Genomic DNA, 17,219 nt, shown 5'->3' with positions numbered 1-17,219 from the left:
AAGGGACTGCCCCTACAGGGAAAATCCCTTCAACCCAACTGACAATACTATCAAACTCAACTTGACACAGCACTAGAGGAAACACCCTATCAAAAACACCCTCGCCAGCGACGGTGGAGCTTTTGTTCTCTGACGAACTGTAAACATATTTTCAGATTTTACTATAATTCTATAATTGACGGGCAATAAATGGTTTCCCTACTACAAACGGAACTTGCTTGAGTCGTACGATTTATCGCACACTCGGAAACGACTCCTATGGAGCAAAGACGCGCACTTTTAGTACTGGGTTCACATGAGTTCAAGCCAACTTACGCGCTGACAGTTTTCGACTGCTGTAAGGCATCTACAATCCGTTGCATGTCTTTCGGCATCTCCGCTGAAAACGTCAACTGTTCCGCCGTTGCGGGATGCTCAAATCCGAGCAAACGGGCATGCAACGCCTGCCGTTTCAGTTGCGCGAGCATCTGTTTCAGTTGCGGCGTATCGGCATCGTTCAAAGCGCGTTGTTCACCACCATAAACCGTATCACCGACCACTGGGTGTCCAACATGTTGCAGATGCACACGAATCTGATGGAGTCGCCCGGTTTCCAACGTCAGTTGAACACGCGCGAATTGCGGATACCTCTCTAAAACCTCATAATGCGTGACGGCATGCCGTCCGCCTGTTTCAACCGTCGTCATCCGCCTGCGATCCCGTCGGCTCCGCGCAATTCGAGCATCAATCGTCCCCGCGGTTTCCGTAGGCGCGCCACACACGACAGCAACGTATTGGCGTGTGATGCTATGACGTTCAAATTGAACGGAGAGTCCGCGATGCACGACATCCGTTTTCGCAACAACGAGCACCCCTGATGTCCCCTTATCCAGCCTGTGGACAATCCCCGGTCGCTCGACACCTCCGATACCCGAAAGGTCTGTGCAGTGCCCCAGCAATGCATTCACCAGCGTGCCAACATTCACCCCATTCGCAGGATGAACAAGCATCCCCGCGGGTTTATTCAGAACGATTAAGTGGCTATCCTCGTGAAGGATGTCGAGTGGAATTTGCTCAGGTTGGGCAGTGTCCAGAGGGCGCGGTGGTGGAAGCGTTAGATAGACCCGATCACCGTCCCGCAGCACATAACTCGGTTGTTTACCAACCTTGCCATTGACGGTGACATCGCCATCGCGAATCAACCGTTGGAGATAGGTCCGAGATATGCCTTCCGTTGCGTTGATAAGAAAGCGATCGAGACGTGTCCCGCGTTGATCTTCTTGGATGTCATAAACCTGGGTTTCGTTGTTCATCGCGGAATTCCACACCTATCGGCACAACGGATGACTGTAAATCGTTTGGAGATAAGAAAGTCTCAGGGTTTTCAGACAGATTCGGATCAGAAGTAAAAGTCTCTGTATTCACCACTATCTCTCACTGAAGATATAATAGCATATCGTGAAAGAAATTATCAAGTTCTTGATGGTGCGAAACAGGGTCATTCAGTTTTAAGAAAATATCGGATTTCACGCCTTTTTTCGACGATCCAGTGCGGTTGGGAAACCGCACCTACTGAGTTGGGGGATCAAAACGCATAAAAACATGGAAAACTAAATAACCCTGGGTGCGAAAAAAGGAACCTAAACAACCCTGTCCAAGTTTCCAAACTTCACTTCACAATTGATTTGACACTGAATATAAGAATGTGATACCCTTTATTTATCACTCTTCTATGAACCCTATAACAGGGCAACACAATGCGAAATATCAAACTCGTGCTTGAATACGACGGCACGAATTACCACGGCTGGCAGACGCAACCGAACTTGCCGACAGTCCAAGATACCATCGAGGAAAGTCTGGCAAAACTCACCAAAACCCCGATACGGATCATTGGGGCAGGGAGGACCGATACCGGCGTCCACGCAGAGGGACAGGTCGCCAACTTCCGGACGGATTCACAGATACCTGTCGTCGCATTTCAGAAAGGACTCAACGCGATTCTGCCTCGGGATATCGTCGTCTGTTCCGCAACAGAGGTGTCTTCTGAATTTCACGCCCGTTTCAGCGCAACACGTCGGCGGTACCGGTACAGGATTTTAAATCGAGAATATCCGAGTGCACTTCTGCGACAGACAAGTTACTGTTTCCAGCCAGAAATCGACGTTTCACTCACAAATGAACTTAGTCAAATCCTTGTTGGCAAACACGATTTCTCCTCCTTCCAAAAGGTAGGGAGCGACCGGATAAACCCCGTTTGTGAGATTTACGAGGCACACTGGTGGAAAAAAGAGCCTTACGTCTATTTTGAAATCGAAGCGGATTCGTTCCTGCGCGGTATGGTTCGCGCAATCACCGGTACTATTTTGACTCTTAACAGCAAGTTTTGGAAACCCGCAAGCTGCACCAAAAACACGAAATGCCGAGATGCCATCACGCAACTCCGCCGCATTTTAGAAACCAAAGACCGAGCCGCAGCAGGAATGTCAGCTCCAGCACACGGATTATCCCTCACTGAAGTGAAATATAACGCCTGACGCGGATTTGGCGAATGGCAATTAGCAGTCAGCAATCAGTGGTCAGTAAAGAGGGTTTCGTCCTACAATAGGGTCATTTATGGTAGATTTTAGAATTACTTTGACACGCTGCATCGGCGAGGTTAGAAACCTCGCCTACCGCGATAGGGGGTATGTTTGGGGGTGGGTCCCCTGCGGGAAACACCCCTACGAAAACTGTTCATATATTTTTAGGATTTACCATAGTTTTAAGAAATTATGGGCTTTGAGCGGATTCGGTGCGGTTAGGAATGGAGATCGCATTTGGGCGAGTACGCCGCAAAACCGCACCTACCGGGTCGGGGGTTCAAGATCTTCGTAAAAATGGAAAACTAAATAGCCATGGTCCTACAAAGGTTTCCTCTTGAAATAGACTCAAAATCCGTAGCCTGTAACGTAGTGGAGGGCGGATATAAGCAACGCCCGTCAAAGTCGAAACGCACGCACTTTAACCGCAAGGAAAAATTAAAAAATGAACTACAGCCAAGTCTTGAATGAATTGGAAACCTTAGTTAACGAAACCTTCGGACTTTGGGAACACAACCGCGTCGGTTTCCAGTGGCGCCACTATACATGGAACCACACCATGCGTGTGCGTGCGCTGAGCATGGAACTCGGTAAACGCGAAGGTGGTGATGTGAAGTTGCTTGAAGTCGCTGGCACTCTGCACGACATCACCAAACGATACGACGGCGTTATTTTGACCGATGACAATGGACAACGTATCCTTGACCACAACGGCTTCTGGTTAAACGAGACGCTCACTCCGGCTGGTCAGAACGTCGTTACGGAGCTTTACGACAAGCACGACCTCCACGGCAAGGTCCATCACGAATCCGGGGCAGTCATTACCGAGAACATCTTGGGGATGTACGATTTCGAGCCAGATTTCGTACAAGCCGCGACAGCCGTTGTCCTTGCACACCTGAAGCCGATGAATCTGACAGCAGAGGACTTTAAGCTGCTCTACAACAGGGTTGAAAACCAGGTCCTCTACGACGCTGACACCATGGACCCGAACGTCGGTTATACTGCTTTTTTCCGAAACATTCACATCCACTCCTATTTCGCGCTCCAACGCGGAAACTTTGACCTTGAGGATTACGTCCGTAACCTGCCGCGCTGGATTAATTCCAAACAGGAATTCGTTGACAAACTACTGACCGAATCCTCTCGTGAAGTCGCCCAAGCGCGACAAGACAGGAATCAGCATCTTTTCTTGCAAATGGTAGATGAATTAGACGATATGGAGATAAATCGTAAATACGGATTGCTGGGTGTGATTGAGTACTTTGTCAGTGTAACTGAAGACCCTCACTTCCTGAATCAAATTGATTACCTGAAAAACGAATGGATTCTACAACGACGACAATGGCTCGCTGAAGAGGCGCAGGACGCATCGGCACGCGACCGTGCTCAAACCGCAATTGATCGGGTTGACGATTTCCTGACCCTCATGACCCGCGAAAGTAACGGCGAAATATAGGAAGTTAGGAAGCATACGCAGTGTGCTAAAGTTCAAACTTTCCAACTTCTCAACTATTGATGGTTTCTGGAAGTTGAGGGTTCCGATAACTGACAGCCATAAAAGGAGTTTTACATGAACACCCCAACGATGAGCGAACAGACAGACATCGCCCAAATCCCATATTCACCGAATCTCTATCGTTTTGACACGGCTGCCGAGGGAATTTCCGGTGGGTTTCCAGCCGTAACCGAGGCAGACATCGACTACTTTCATCGCCACGGTTATCTTGTGATTAATGATGCCTTCAGTCCTACTGAAATCGAGGAGGCATTGGCAGGTATGCTCCATCTCATGGATGGGAAGTGTCCGGATTTCCGAGCGATCCAATTTGAACCGAAACTCGTCAAAAAGAAGGATGCGTTGGAGGGTGAAGCACGCCGTGACGCTATCAGGAAAATCTTCGGTTTTGTTGACTACGAACCGCGTCTGAACGCGATCGCCGCCCATTCAGGGCTTCTTGGTGTACTTGAACAAATTGTGGGGGGCACACCTGAACTGTTCCAAGATATGGCACTCGTCAAACCGCCGCGTCACGGTTCCGAAAAGCCGTGGCATCAGGATTGCGCCTATTTTAACCTACCGGAAGGGACAACGGTTGTCGGCGTATGGATCGCCTTAGATGAAGCCACGCCTGAAAACGGATGTTTGCACGTCATTCCGGGTTCAAATAACGAAGGACCGATGATCCATTTCAAGCGCCGAGATTGGCAGATTTGCGATACAGATGTGCCAGTTGCGCGGGACACGATGGTTCCGCTGAAGCCGGGTGGATGTCTTTTCTGGCACGGTTTGACCCATCACGGAAGCCCTGTCAACCAATCGGAACAGCGACGACGCGCGCTACAACTCCATTACAAACCGGCGAGTGTGGGAGAGATCACAACACAGGAACGGATGGACGTCTACGGAAGCGAAGGAAAAGACGTAGATTGCTAAAAATGGCAGTCAGCAGTCAGCAATCGGCTATCAGAGAATTAGCAATCAGCGGTCAGGAAAAAAGGGCTTCGTTTGAGTGGCAGTCAGCAATCAGGTGTTTTTGATAGGGTGTTTCCCCAGTTTTTTCTTGCGAAAAAACCTTTCAGCGATCGGTAAAGAATGGCAGTCAGCAGTCAGGTCGGGTTGCTACGCAACCCTTTCAGCATGCTTCGCAGTGAAAATAAAGAAAAGCGGCGTTCTGTAACGCTTGCGTCTTTGCTGATTGCCGATTGCCGATTGCTGATGGCTAATTTGCCGACTGCTGACTGCCACTCAGTTATTTTTTCTCTTCTGGGAATGGTGCCCGGATATCGTAGCGTCCCTCAACAAATACGGGTAACTTTCCACCTTCAACGAGAAGATCAAGCGGGTTGGGTCGCGTTTTTAACGGGAACGTAACAACGTCTTGGAGGCGCAACGATTCATAAATCGCCATCAAGATTTCTATCGTGCAGAGCCCATGTCTGCCAGCATTGCGGTGTTCATCGACATCACCTTCAATCCATGCTAACATTTCATCAAATTGATTCGGTTCACCTTGGCGGGGTTCAATGACCTGCCAGCCAGCGGCTTTGCTGTTGAGGAGTTCGATCGTCCCGTTTTCACCACGACGGAGCTGTCCATCGTCCCCGTAGACGACATCACCTCGGAGGACAGGTTCCGGTAAATCGCTTTCGTATATGCCGCGGATACCGTTTTCAAAGCAGATTTCCGCCATACATAGGTCTTCAGTTCTGACCCGACGTTCCCAGCGATCGGTTTTGCGTGCGACTTGACCGATGAGCCATAACGGATCGGGATCACCGAGGATATAGCGCATTTCGTCGATTTCATGGGTGCCACGGTTCAAAAGCCCGTGTCCATCACGACGGAGCATCGCCTGCGGTTGACCGATTGCCCCTTCTTGGATGAGGCGGCGCGCCTCGCAATTTTGGGGGCTGAAACGCCGTTGATGTCCAACGACTAACTTCACGTCGTGTTTGTCACAGGCATCCATCATGTCCTGTGCATCGCCAACCGAAGCCGCCATCGGTTTTTCGGTAATAACGCCGAGTACACCGTTCTCCGCAGCAGCGATCGTCGGTTCGGCACGGACGCTCTGCCACGTTGTAATACTAACGATGTCCAAATCCTCTTTCTCGCACATTTCACCGAAATCGGTATAGCGCGTTTGCAGTCCAAACTCTTCTGCAAATTGCTCGGCGGATTCTTCGCTGATATCTGAAGCCGTGACAACCTCGGCACGACCTGTACTCATCCAATTATTCGCATGGGAACGCCCCATGCCACCGCATCCAATAATTCCAACACGATATGTTTTGTCTGCCATCTGTTTTACCTTTTTATCGGCTATCGGAAACCATCGGCTGTCGGCTATCAGTAAAGAGCAATTTGCGGCAGTAAGATAATTTGCAACTGCCACACCCATTTACTGATTGCGATGCAAGCCGCGTGTGGGAGACTTGCGGGACAATGCTGACGGTTGACAACCCTTAAATCAAATTGACGTAAATCTTACGAGAATTACATGCTATCAAAAATCCGCTATCAATACAAGCGAATTCTCAAGGTCCGATTTTCGGATAATATTGTTCTTTTCCGAAAGCTGCTTCTTGTAGAACGCGCTGTGCTTGCGATTCTGACTGACAACTGACAACGGATAACCGATAACTACGATACATGTGTCCTTTTTAACACATCTTTCAAAACTAAGAAGTCATATAAAGCCACGTACTACCTATAGTGTCTAACATATAACAGATTGGTATAAATTACGCGATAGTATTACTGAAACCTTTACATGTCTTGAATATAAATAACCATATAAAGCCATATAGTGTTTATAGTTTGTAACAAGTAACCGATTGGCATCGTTTATGCAGGATAGGGTTAACAGAACCCACTACACTCGGCGACTAAAAAACTTGTAAGGAGAAGGAAATGGAAAAATTAATCATCAAAGGTGGTACCCGTCTCCAAGGAACGATCCCGGTCAGCGGTTGCAAAAACGCAGTTTTGCCGATCGCCGTTGCCGCTGCGATCCTCGGCGATGGCGCCAGTGTCCTTCATAATGTACCAAACTTAACAGACGTAAAAACCCTCAGTGCTGTGTTGGAAGGACTCGGTGCGACAACAAAAATAAAAGACGACTCGCTGTATATTGAGCCAATAAACCACTTAGAATACGAAGCCCCTTACGAACTCGTGCGAAAAATGCGCGCGTCTATCTATGTTCTCGGTCCACTCGTGGCGAAATTAGGGAAAGCGAAAGTCTCATTCCCCGGCGGATGTGCCATTGGACCGCGCCCCATTGACTTGCACATCCGAGGCTTAGAGCATTTAGGTGCAGAAGTCACAGTAGAACGCGGATACATCTATGCGCAAGCGGAACGCCTTGTTGGCACAGAGATGTATCTCATGGGACAGCACGGACCCAGTGTTGGTGCAACTGCGAATGTGATGATGGCTGCCACTTTAGCTGAAGGCACAACGGTTATTCGAAGCGCAGCACGTGAACCGCATATCACTGATCTCGCCTGTTTCCTCAATGCAATGGGAGCAGATATAGAAGGCATTGGTACTTCCGTGCTGACGATTCACGGTGTTAAGCAGCTGCGCGGCACCGAACACACCGTTATATCCGACGATATTGAGGCTGGCACCTTCATGGTTGCGAGTGCTATTACGAGAGGCGATGTCTATGTCAAAGGCATCACTCCGGAACAAATTCCTGCCGTCTCGAAAAAACTCACTGAAGCAGGTGTCGAATTAAATTGGGATGACAATGGTGTCCGCGTTACAACGCCGCGTGAGATTCAAGGGATTGATGTCATAACGGAGCCCTTCCCGGGTTTTCCGACAGATATGCAAGCACAAATTATGGGACTGCTCTGCCTCGCATCCGGGACCAGCATTATTATGGAAAATGTACACACAGATCGCTACATTCATGCTGCGGAATTGAACCGTATGGGCGCAGACATCATGCTCGATGGCAGCAAGGCAGTGATTAATGGTGTCCGCAGACTCAGCGGGGCACCAGTGATGGCTTCCGATCTGCGCGCGGGTGCTGTTCTTGTGGCAGTTGGCATGGCGGCACTCGGTGAAACCGTCGTGTCCCGGGTCTATCACATCGATCGTGGATACGAATCCATCGAGGAAAAACTTAACAACATCGGGGCAAACATTACAAGAGTCAACGACAACGAAGAAGAAGTTTAACCTCTTTTGGTCCCGCTTGTTGGATTCCAAAATTTGCTCTATAAACGTCGCGAATCAAGCGGAAGGATTATTGAAGAATGTTACAAATTGTCGAGATGGGTACCAAGGAGGCTGAGGTATTTCTCTCAAAGTTGATGGCGCGGGGCAAGTTAACGGATGAAGGTATCTTAAAGACAGTCCGACGGACTTTGAATGATGTGCAATCGGAAGGGGATAAAGCGGTTGTCCGATATACGCGCAAACTCGACGCACCCCGTATCTCAGTCAAAGAACTAAAGGTATCGCGAGAAGAATTTGGGGAAGCGTATTTAGAGGTTCCGTCCGAATTTATAGACGCACTCACACACGCCCGAACAAACATCGAAAAATTCCACCAGAAACAGTTACGGACGTCATGGATGTCAACAGAACCCAATGGTGTCATGCTCGGACATCTGATTCGTCCGCTCAGGCGCGTCGGCGTCCATGTTCCAGCAATCAGCCAACTCCTCGTCTCTTCATTGTTGATGAATGTCATCCCTGCTACCGTTGCGGGTGTCGAAGAAATCGCCGCCTGTATCCCTCCGATGCGAAATCGTGCCATCAACCCGTATATGCTGGTTACCGCTGCAGAATGCGGAATCCAAGAAATCTACAAATGCGGCGGTGCACAAGCCGTTGCCGCGATGGCATATGGCACGAAGACCATCCCATCTGTCGATAAAATCGTCGGACCGGGTAACCTCTATGTTCAACTCGCCAAGAAAGAGGTCTACGGACATGTTGATATAGATAAATTAGCGGGACCCAGCGAAATCCTTATCATCGCCGACAGCACAGCCGACCCGGATTACGTCGCCGCGGATCTCATCTCGCAAGCGGAGCACGGACCCGAATGCGCTGCGATCCTCATTACACCATCTCTCGGTTTCGCCGAACAGGTGAAATCAGCGATCGAGGTTCAGGGAGAATCCTTACCTCGCCGTGCCGAACTCACAGAAGCATTTGGGAACTTCGGTGCCGCGTTTATCACATCAAACCTATCCGAGGCGTTCACCCTCGCTAATGAAATCGCACCGGAACACCTTGAACTTCACATCGAAAACCCATTCGATAGGCTCGGAGACGTGCATAATGCCAGTGCTATCTTTATAGGTCCCTATTCCCCGGAAGTCGTTGGGGATTACATCGCTGGACCAAACGCTGTCTTGCCAACAGGAACAGCCGCACGCTACGCTTCGCCACTCTGCGTTGACGATTTCCTAAAGAAGTCGAGTCTCATCTCATACACCAAGGCGGCTTTAGAGGAAGTCACACCATCCGTCGTTAAACTCGCTGAGGTTGAAGGACTCGAAGGACATGCAGCCGCTATGAAAATCCGATTTGAAGAAGATTAGCCGGATTGTTGGGTTCCACTATTGAAGGAAACTTGGTTATCCACCGCTTACCCAACCTACAGGAACTACAGTCGGATTGTTGGGTTTCGCTATGGCTATTCACATCGATGTGTCATTGAATAGCAGGATTTTCTCAATAGATTGAAGGAAACTTGGTCATTCACCGCTCTACCCAACCTACGGGAACCCTTTAGGAGACCCACCAAATGCTTTTGATTCCCTTTAGTCTACTGTTCCACCTTTCCGATCCGGACATATCCAGTGAGAAAGCTGTTCAGCCTCCCGTCGCGACGTTTTCAATTGTCGGCTATGACGCAGAAACCGGTGCCCTTGGGATCGCTGTGCAATCCAAATTTTTCGCTGTTGGCTCGGTTGTCCCGTGGGCAGAGGTAGGTATTGGCGCGATTGCGACCCAATCTCATGCAAACACCACATACGGACCTAACGGTTTAAAACTCCTTAAAAGCGGACTCTCCGCAGAACAGACTTTGGCACGTCTCGTCGCTGATGATTCGGGACGCGCAACGCGACAGGTAGGCATCGTCGATGCGAAAGGCAATGTCGCCAACTATACAGGTGATGAATGCAACGAGTGGGCTGGTGCCGTCTCAGGAAAACATTACACGGCGCAAGGGAACATCCTCGCTGGTGAAGACGTCGTCAAGGCAATGGGGAAAGCGTTCGAGGAAACAGACGGCGAACTGGCAGATAAATTAATGGCGGCACTCTTCGCAGGACAAGAAAAGGGTGGCGACAGACGCGGGCAACAGTCAGCCGCCCTACTCGTCGTTCAAGAAGATAGTGGCTACGGCGGGTTCAATGACCGATTTATCGATCTACGGGTGGACGATGCCGAGAAGCCGATCGAAGAGCTCCAACGGCTACTGGAGATTCATAAGCAATTGCTGCCACGGTAGTCCGATCGTCGTCATCCACATTGCGATGACGATTCTGCCCCAGATACTTCCATTGATTCATCCAATACAAGCGGCGGACGTTTAAAACGCGAACGAATCCCGTTTGCAGTGGCTAAGATGATCGGCGATCGTATAATCCGACGTTCCAACTTCCGCTTTCCCGGAATATCGCTGATGATAATCCCTATCAGCATCGTCAAAACACCTTGTCCCGGCAAGAGGATCTGTATAATCCCTACAACAACCAAGACCACCGCGAATAGATTTTTTAAGCACTTGAGACCTATCCGCAAAACGGGATATCTGATACGGTTCTCCTGTCTATTCGGCAAGAAATAGTCAGTAGGTAAATAAGCAATGACCAACGTGCAAAAGAGGATGCTAATGATAAAACTGGCGACAGAGACACCCAGCAGCATCACCCCATACGCTTTTAGCCACTCAAAGAGAACGTAACTGTAAGTTTTCAACATATGAATAAACGCCAAAAAAGTCTTCTCCTAATTACAATTCATCGACGCGAAACAGCTCCTCCGTCAATAGTGATAATATCACCACTAACATAGGCGGCTTCATCAGAGGCAAGAAACAAGACTGCACCGATATAATCCCACACGGTTGCGCCCCGTTCAAGGGGTGGCGCGTTGGGTGAAGCAGGCGGTAAATCCGGTAGGGTGTCATCTTCAGGGAGATTCTGTGAAGCATTCATACCGGTGGGTGCGCCGCCGCCCGGTGCTACGGCATTCACGGTGATACCGTGTGGACGTAGTTCGAGGGCGAGACTCCGCGTGAGCCTATTCAGCGCAGCTTTACTCACACAATAACTCAAAACACCGACGTGAGATTCTTCAGCAAAAATAGATGAATTGTTAATAATCCGTCCTCGTATACCTTGCTGAATCATCACTTCAGCGACCGCCTGTGCACAGAGAAGGCACCCCTTCACATTCACCGCCATTACGTGATCAAACTGCTCTGGTGTCACCTCAAACAACGGCTGCCTACCAAGAATTCCTGCGTTATTGAAGAGAATATCAATCCGTTTAAACGTATTGACTGCCAGCTTTACGGCTGCCTTTACGTCCTCAGGCAGGGTGACATCCAACGGAACAGCAAGTGCCTCTCCGCCGTCTGCCCGGATCTCGGCAGCTACAGCATCTGCGCGCCTACCGCCCGCAACAACGACAGACGCCCCTTCACGGGCAAATGCCAAACACGCCGCTCTCCCGATACCTAACGGTCCACCGCCCCCTGTTACAAATGCGACCTTGTTCTCAAAACGCATCCTGTTCTCCTCTTTCACACAATTCTGCTTTTTCTTTGGACACCAATATCTTATCATACGTCCAATTATTATGCAAAGTTTCACACGATTTACCGCAGAATAAATGCCTTCAGCCCAGTCCCCTACAAATTTCCTCTTGACAAATAATACTAAAAAACACTATTATAGTTAGTATGGTAGCGTAAAACGCTGAAATTTCGGCATAATTTCACGTTTCATGAAGGGAAAAGGAACTCTCACAGTGGAAAACACCGCAAAATCAATCCGTTGGTGGCCTCTTTGGGTTGTCATCGTCTTAGCCGTTTTAGGCACACTGGTGACATGGATTTCGGACGCGGGTCATCGCCAAGATAGGATTCTCTTAACCACCATGATTGTGATTGGCACAATCGCTTTGAGTATCCTATGGTTGTTATTCCTCTCTGAAATGAGACGGCGAGCGAAGTTTATTTCCCTCGCAGCGATCATTTTGGTTATTTTTCTCGGCACCAACGTCTTCGAATTCAAAGGATTCAGCGGCGACCTCGTCCCGATCTTTGAATGGCGGTGGCAAGAGAGCCAAAGCACCTTCCTATTGAGTTCTGAAAACGTGCTGGATCCCCATATATCCCCAAAGGACTATCCCCAATTCCTCGGGCAGAATCGAGATGGTATCATATCAACAACGCAATTGAACCTGAAATGGGACATGCATCCACCGCAGTTAGTGTGGCGGCGCCCTGTGGGTGCGGGTTGGTCAGGATTTGCAATTGCCGGTAATTCCGCGATCACACAAGAACAAGAAGGCGAGCAAGAAAAAGTGGTCTGCTATGAGCTCCACACTGGTAACGTGAAGTGGAGCCATCAAGATTTCGCGAGATACGACGTACCTCCCGCTGGGCAGGGACCGCGAGCAACACCAACGATCTCGGGTAACAGGGTTTACACCGTCGGTTCAACCGGGATTCTCAACTGTCTTGACCTCGAAACCGGAGAGCAACTCTGGACAACGAACATCTTTGAAGAACACGAGGCAGAAACCCCGCCTTGGGGCGTAAGCATTTCGCCACTTGTTTTCGATGACCTCGTAGTCGTCAGTGCTGGTGGTGCGGTGGCATATCACAGAGAAACCGGGGAAGTTGTTTGGATAGGACATAGGATCAAGAGTGGTTACAGCTCACCATTCCTCACCACTTTCGCGGGTGTCAAACAAATCGTAATTTTTAACCAAGGACTCGTCACGGCACATGAACCGTTGAGCGGTGAACTCTTATGGAAGCAACCGTGGCCTACTCCATCAGTCGAATGTGTCTCGCAACCGGTCCCGCTCCCTGATGACAAACTTCTTGTTTCAAGCGGTTACGGTGTCGGTGCGAAACTGTTCCAAATTTCTCGTAACCCAACCGGTGAATTCAGCGTCTCTACTCTATGGGAGACTATATATCTAAAAGCGAAATTCACTAATATTATTTACTACGAAGGCTATCTGTACGGGTTAGACGATGGAATTTTTGCCTGTATAAACCCAGCCGATGGTATACGTCAATGGAAACGAGGTAGGTACGGACATGGACAGACGCTCCTCATTTCCGATGTTCTTCTCGTTTTGACCGAATCCGGCGAAGTTGTACTCGTAGATCCAAATCCGGACAGCCATGTAGAACATGCGCGCTTTGCGCCACTAAAAGGTAGAACTTGGAACACACCCGCCCTCGCGGGGGATTACCTTCTTGTCCGAAACGATCGTGAAGCGGCGTGCTATCAACTATCAACTATCAATACAGATATTAATTCCAGCATCAAGTGATTTACAACTCAGACATCTTTTGCACTTATATACCCTATACTTCATCCCTCAGCGAAAGAAGAATGAGAAAGGAAATAGACGTCACATGCTTAGATATATACGAAATTTATACCCTCTCATGATCTGTTGGACGGTCGCGCTCCTGTTTCCGATAGGTAGTGCGTCAGCGGCAAAATATTGGAGTGTCCCAAGTAAAATCCGAGCGACGCTCGATTCGCCCTTGGAGGCAACCTTTGAAATCTATATCAAAAACAAGCGGAGTCGCCGCGCCTTGTCATCAACGGATCGAACGAGTTTCGTCGTCTATGATATCTCAAAAAATAAAAAACTGGTGTCAATTAACGAAGAGAAGCAGATGATGGCAGCCTCACTGATTAAGAACTTCGTTATGCTCGCCTATTTTCATGAAGTTAAACACAAACGGCAAGCACACACAAATACAAACAGGGGACACCTGAGAGCCATGATCCAGCGAAGCTCAAATCCATCAACCAACTACTTTATTCGGCTCCTTGGTGGACCTGCCCGAGTAGAGCGGATACTCAGAACCAATTACCCCTACTTTAAACAGACACGGATTGTCGAATACATACCAACCAGCGGACGGACTTACAAGAATATGACATCTGCTCGTGATCTCGGCACGTTCTTTCTACGGTTATGGCACGGACGACTCCCTTATTCCGATAAAATGAAATGGTACTTCAAACTCAAAAACGGGGACTATATCTTTAAAAGAACCTACATTCCCGCATCGGTGGCAGTCTATAATAAAACCGGCACTGTCTACGGATTGGTAGGAGACGGCGGCATATTAGTGCTCCGAGACCCACAAGGCAAACCGAGACCTTATATTTTCGTTGGGCTAATGGAGGACAGAACCAAAACGAGTTACAAAAACCGCTGGCAACCCTTTGCGAATTGGAGAAACCAGCGCACATTTATCTTGCGGCGGCTCTCAGAACGTGCCTACAAGTACATTTATGAAAATCACTACGGCGGTAGACTCGCCCATCGCTAATCGCTGTGAGGAAATCCATAATGGGACGCATTGTTGACATCGGCAGACGTATTGAACTCATACCCATCGATCCACACTTCCACGATATTACGATTGGACTCTATTGTCAGCAAATTGCCGATGCAACGACTGGAACAGATTTCCCCGTCTTTCTTGTCCATACCTATAGCCAAATCACTGATGCCGCTGAGAGAATTCAGGAAGTTGTGCAAGCCATGCAAATACTCGGTGGCATGCTAAAAACCCCCGATGGTCTGCTCTATTTCCCGTGTAAAAACATCCACGAAGCTGCCTGTCGCCGCGTTTTCTTGGAGGCATGCAAACTCACATCAAGCACCGATACGGAACCACGACCTCTAAACATACTGGACAAGAAATCCCAACTCATCATCACCGTCGATTCAATGGGAAACGGCACGTATCAGGTGAGTGCAAACGGCGAAGGCAGAGGTGCGTCACGACGGATATCAGCGATTGCAGGCGGCTTGATGAAATTAGGTGAAATGGAAAGTGTCGAAACCGATAACAAGGATACGGTCAGTTTCGCCTGTGGACATTCCCATGACGCACTGATCGGCCTTCTGTTGATCCGCGCCCCGAACGTCAGAGTCGTCTTGCGAAAAGAGGAGATGGGTGCCTCACGCGGGGTGCTTTCTGCCCCAAGTCAGCAAACATAAAAGGAAAATGAAGATGCCTACATCAATGACGGGACGTGAACGGGTGCTCGCCGCGCTCCGCAATGAACCCACCGATCGAACACCTGTTTGTAATCCCACCTCCGTCGCGACCGTTGAACTGATGGATCTCGTGGAGGCTCCCTTTCCACAAGCGAATCGAGAACCGGAACTCATGGCACGGCTCGCTGCGACAGGATATACCGAACTCGGCTTCGATACCATCATGCCCGTTTTCACGATCATCCAAGAATCGAGCGCACTCGGTTGCAAAATTCAGTGGGAACAGAAGGACAATTGGCCCACGGTGAGGATGCGAGAACCGATCTGGGAAGACGTTGACGATATCGTTGTCCCGGACGACTTCCTGACCCATCCAGACATCCAGTGCGTCTTGGAAGCGATTAAAATCCTAAAGAAAGAATACGGCAATGATGTCGCTATCATTGGAAAAACAATGGGACCTTGGTCTCTCGGCTACCACTGCTTCGGGGTTGAACCTTTCCTGTTGCTCTCGCTTGACGATCCGGGTAAAACGAAACTTTCCCTCGATCGGATGAAGGAAGCCACTGTGCAATTCGGGGTCGCACAAATCGAGGCAGGTGCCGACGCGCTGACGCTCCCTGACCACGCTACAGGCGATCTCGTCAGCGGTGAATACTATCAACGCTACCTTCGGGACCTTCACATCGAATTCGTTGAACGCATCCCTATCCCTTTAATCCTGCACATCTGCGGTCGCACGGTTGACAGAATGGAATACATCGCACAAACCGGTATGTCTGCCTTTCACTACGATTCCAAAAACGAACCGCAGGAATCCATGGACATTGTTCAGGAGCGCATTGCGCTTGTCGGAAACATTAACAATCCCGAAACCCTCTTTTCTAAAGAGCCAGAAGACGTTAAAGCAGAAGTCGTGAAAAACCTTGATGCGGGTGTTCCATTGATCGGACCGGAGTGTGCAATCCCACTTCAGACAACTATCGAAAATTTGCAAGCGATTCCCGAAGCCGTCCAAGAATGGCATCACGCAAAAATATAACCCCTACGGAAAAAGAGATGAACAAAATTACGGTTTTGCTGCTAACGACCTGTTTAATGTTGATCAATTTCTTAACTATAGGCTACACACAAGAAATCAACTGCCGATGGCGTGGTAAACATTCTCGATCTGACACTCGTCGCGGCAAATTTCGGCACGACATCCACAGCAGATCAGACCTTTAACATAGATGTCAACGGTGATAGCACTGTCAATATCCTCGATCTGACACTCGTCGCGAGCCATTTTGGTAGCAGATCTGGCATCCCGTTTGAAGTCACGGATGCCACGTTTGACGCTATTGTCTTGGGTTCTGAACTGCCTATTGTGGTAGAATTTAAAGACGATACCTGATCCTTTTGCATATTGATGCGCCCGGTGGTCGCAGCAGTTGCCTTGGAATATCGAGATGTCTTTAGTTTCGTGAAGTTGGATGTAAGGACGCAACCCGATAAAACAACTGAATATAACATTCGCGGAACGCCCACTTATATCGTATTCAGGGACGGAGAGATGGTCGAGGGCTTCGTTGGGGCAATGCCTAAAGCTGAGCTGGTGAAACGAATCCTTGGAATCTTAGAGATTGAAGAAACGGAGGAGAAAAAATGAGAAAAATCACTTTTTTATTTTTAACGACCTGTATGATTCTCACTTATTCAACCGTAGGCTATACACAAGACGCGGATCTCGACACATTAAGAGCATCCGATGTCAACGCCGACGGAGTGATAAATATCCTGGATCTAACGCTCGTCGCGGCAAACTTCGGCACGACACCCACAGCAGATCAGACCCCTAACCCAGATGTCAACAGTGACGGGATCGTCAATATCCTTGACTTGACCCTCATTGCGAG

General features: G+C 49.1%; 17 protein-coding genes. 13 read left to right on the top strand and 4 right to left on the bottom strand.

Annotated elements, in window-relative coordinates:
* Window positions 1-311 precede the first annotated feature (311 nt).
* Window positions 312-1,292 carry an RluA family pseudouridine synthase gene (locus J4G07_15950; protein MCE2415483.1) on the bottom strand — a complete coding sequence of 327 codons (981 nt, stop codon included), beginning with the start codon at window positions 1,290-1,292 and terminating at the stop codon, window positions 312-314.
* 444 nt (window positions 1,293-1,736) lie between these two features.
* Between J4G07_15950 and truA the strand changes: the two genes are divergently transcribed.
* The 3 genes from truA to J4G07_15935 all read left to right on the top strand — a co-directional run bounded on the left by truA (window position 1,737) and on the right by J4G07_15935 (window position 4,998).
* Window positions 1,737-2,516 carry a tRNA pseudouridine(38-40) synthase TruA gene (gene truA, locus J4G07_15945; GenBank protein ID MCE2415482.1) on the top strand — a complete coding sequence of 260 codons (780 nt, stop codon included), beginning with the start codon at window positions 1,737-1,739 and terminating at the stop codon, window positions 2,514-2,516.
* Window positions 2,517-3,006: 490 nt separating this feature from the next.
* Window positions 3,007-4,020 (top strand): HD domain-containing protein, encoded by a 1,014-nt coding sequence (locus tag J4G07_15940; GenBank protein ID MCE2415481.1) that lies wholly within the window; start codon window positions 3,007-3,009, stop codon window positions 4,018-4,020.
* A 114-nt stretch (window positions 4,021-4,134) separates the two neighbouring features.
* Window positions 4,135-4,998: a phytanoyl-CoA dioxygenase family protein gene (locus J4G07_15935; protein MCE2415480.1), complete on the top strand. Its 864-nt coding sequence runs from the start codon at window positions 4,135-4,137 to the stop codon at window positions 4,996-4,998.
* Window positions 4,999-5,314: 316 nt separating this feature from the next.
* On the opposite strand, the gene J4G07_15930 is transcribed toward J4G07_15935, so the two are convergent.
* Window positions 5,315-6,367 (bottom strand): Gfo/Idh/MocA family oxidoreductase, encoded by a 1,053-nt coding sequence (locus J4G07_15930; GenBank protein ID MCE2415479.1) that lies wholly within the window; start codon window positions 6,365-6,367, stop codon window positions 5,315-5,317.
* 611 nt (window positions 6,368-6,978) lie between these two features.
* Here J4G07_15930 and murA point away from each other — a divergent pair.
* From murA to J4G07_15915, 3 genes are all read left to right on the top strand, one after another.
* Window positions 6,979-8,259, top strand: a complete 1,281-nt coding sequence (gene murA, locus J4G07_15925) for a UDP-N-acetylglucosamine 1-carboxyvinyltransferase (GenBank protein MCE2415478.1) — start codon at window positions 6,979-6,981, stop codon at window positions 8,257-8,259.
* A 77-nt stretch (window positions 8,260-8,336) separates the two neighbouring features.
* On the top strand, window positions 8,337-9,635 hold the full coding sequence (hisD, locus tag J4G07_15920; protein ID MCE2415477.1) for a histidinol dehydrogenase: 1,299 nt from the start codon (window positions 8,337-8,339) through the stop codon (window positions 9,633-9,635).
* Window positions 9,636-9,841: 206 nt separating this feature from the next.
* Window positions 9,842-10,552 (top strand): DUF1028 domain-containing protein, encoded by a 711-nt coding sequence (locus tag J4G07_15915; GenBank protein MCE2415476.1) that lies wholly within the window; start codon window positions 9,842-9,844, stop codon window positions 10,550-10,552.
* 11 nt (window positions 10,553-10,563) lie between these two features.
* Here the strand turns inward: J4G07_15915 and J4G07_15910 are convergent, their stop codons facing one another.
* Window positions 10,564-11,040 carry a hypothetical protein gene (locus J4G07_15910; protein ID MCE2415475.1) on the bottom strand — a complete coding sequence of 159 codons (477 nt, stop codon included), beginning with the start codon at window positions 11,038-11,040 and terminating at the stop codon, window positions 10,564-10,566.
* 23 nt (window positions 11,041-11,063) lie between these two features.
* Window positions 11,064-11,837 (bottom strand): SDR family oxidoreductase, encoded by a 774-nt coding sequence (locus J4G07_15905; GenBank protein ID MCE2415474.1) that lies wholly within the window; start codon window positions 11,835-11,837, stop codon window positions 11,064-11,066.
* A gap of 241 nt (window positions 11,838-12,078) precedes the next feature.
* Here J4G07_15905 and J4G07_15900 point away from each other — a divergent pair, with 241 nt between their 5' ends.
* The 7 genes from J4G07_15900 to J4G07_15870 all read left to right on the top strand — a co-directional run.
* Window positions 12,079-13,623, top strand: coding sequence for a PQQ-binding-like beta-propeller repeat protein (locus tag J4G07_15900; GenBank protein ID MCE2415473.1), 1,545 nt, complete (start codon window positions 12,079-12,081; stop codon window positions 13,621-13,623).
* Window positions 13,624-13,708: 85 nt separating this feature from the next.
* Window positions 13,709-14,644 (top strand): serine hydrolase, encoded by a 936-nt coding sequence (locus J4G07_15895; protein MCE2415472.1) that lies wholly within the window; start codon window positions 13,709-13,711, stop codon window positions 14,642-14,644.
* 20 nt (window positions 14,645-14,664) lie between these two features.
* A complete protein-coding gene (locus tag J4G07_15890; GenBank protein MCE2415471.1) occupies window positions 14,665-15,321 on the top strand; it encodes a hypothetical protein in 657 nt (218 codons plus the stop codon).
* A gap of 13 nt (window positions 15,322-15,334) precedes the next feature.
* On the top strand, window positions 15,335-16,363 hold the full coding sequence (locus J4G07_15885; protein ID MCE2415470.1) for an MtaA/CmuA family methyltransferase: 1,029 nt from the start codon (window positions 15,335-15,337) through the stop codon (window positions 16,361-16,363).
* Between the two features lie 111 nt (window positions 16,364-16,474).
* Entirely contained in the window at window positions 16,475-16,717 is a 243-nt protein-coding gene (locus J4G07_15880) for a hypothetical protein (protein MCE2415469.1), read from the top strand.
* A 15-nt stretch (window positions 16,718-16,732) separates the two neighbouring features.
* Entirely contained in the window at window positions 16,733-16,972 is a 240-nt protein-coding gene (locus J4G07_15875; GenBank protein MCE2415468.1) for a thioredoxin fold domain-containing protein, read from the top strand.
* The coding region (locus J4G07_15870) for a hypothetical protein (protein MCE2415467.1) at window positions 16,969-17,219 on the top strand (251 nt) is incomplete at its 3' end. The genes J4G07_15875 and J4G07_15870, both read left to right, overlap by 4 nt.

It is taken from the genome of Candidatus Poribacteria bacterium (genome assembly GCA_021295715.1).
GTDB lineage: Bacteria > Poribacteria > WGA-4E > WGA-4E > WGA-3G > WGA-3G.
The sequence above is the reverse complement of the archived record's forward strand: the minus strand, read 5'-3'. Positions and strand labels throughout refer to the sequence as shown.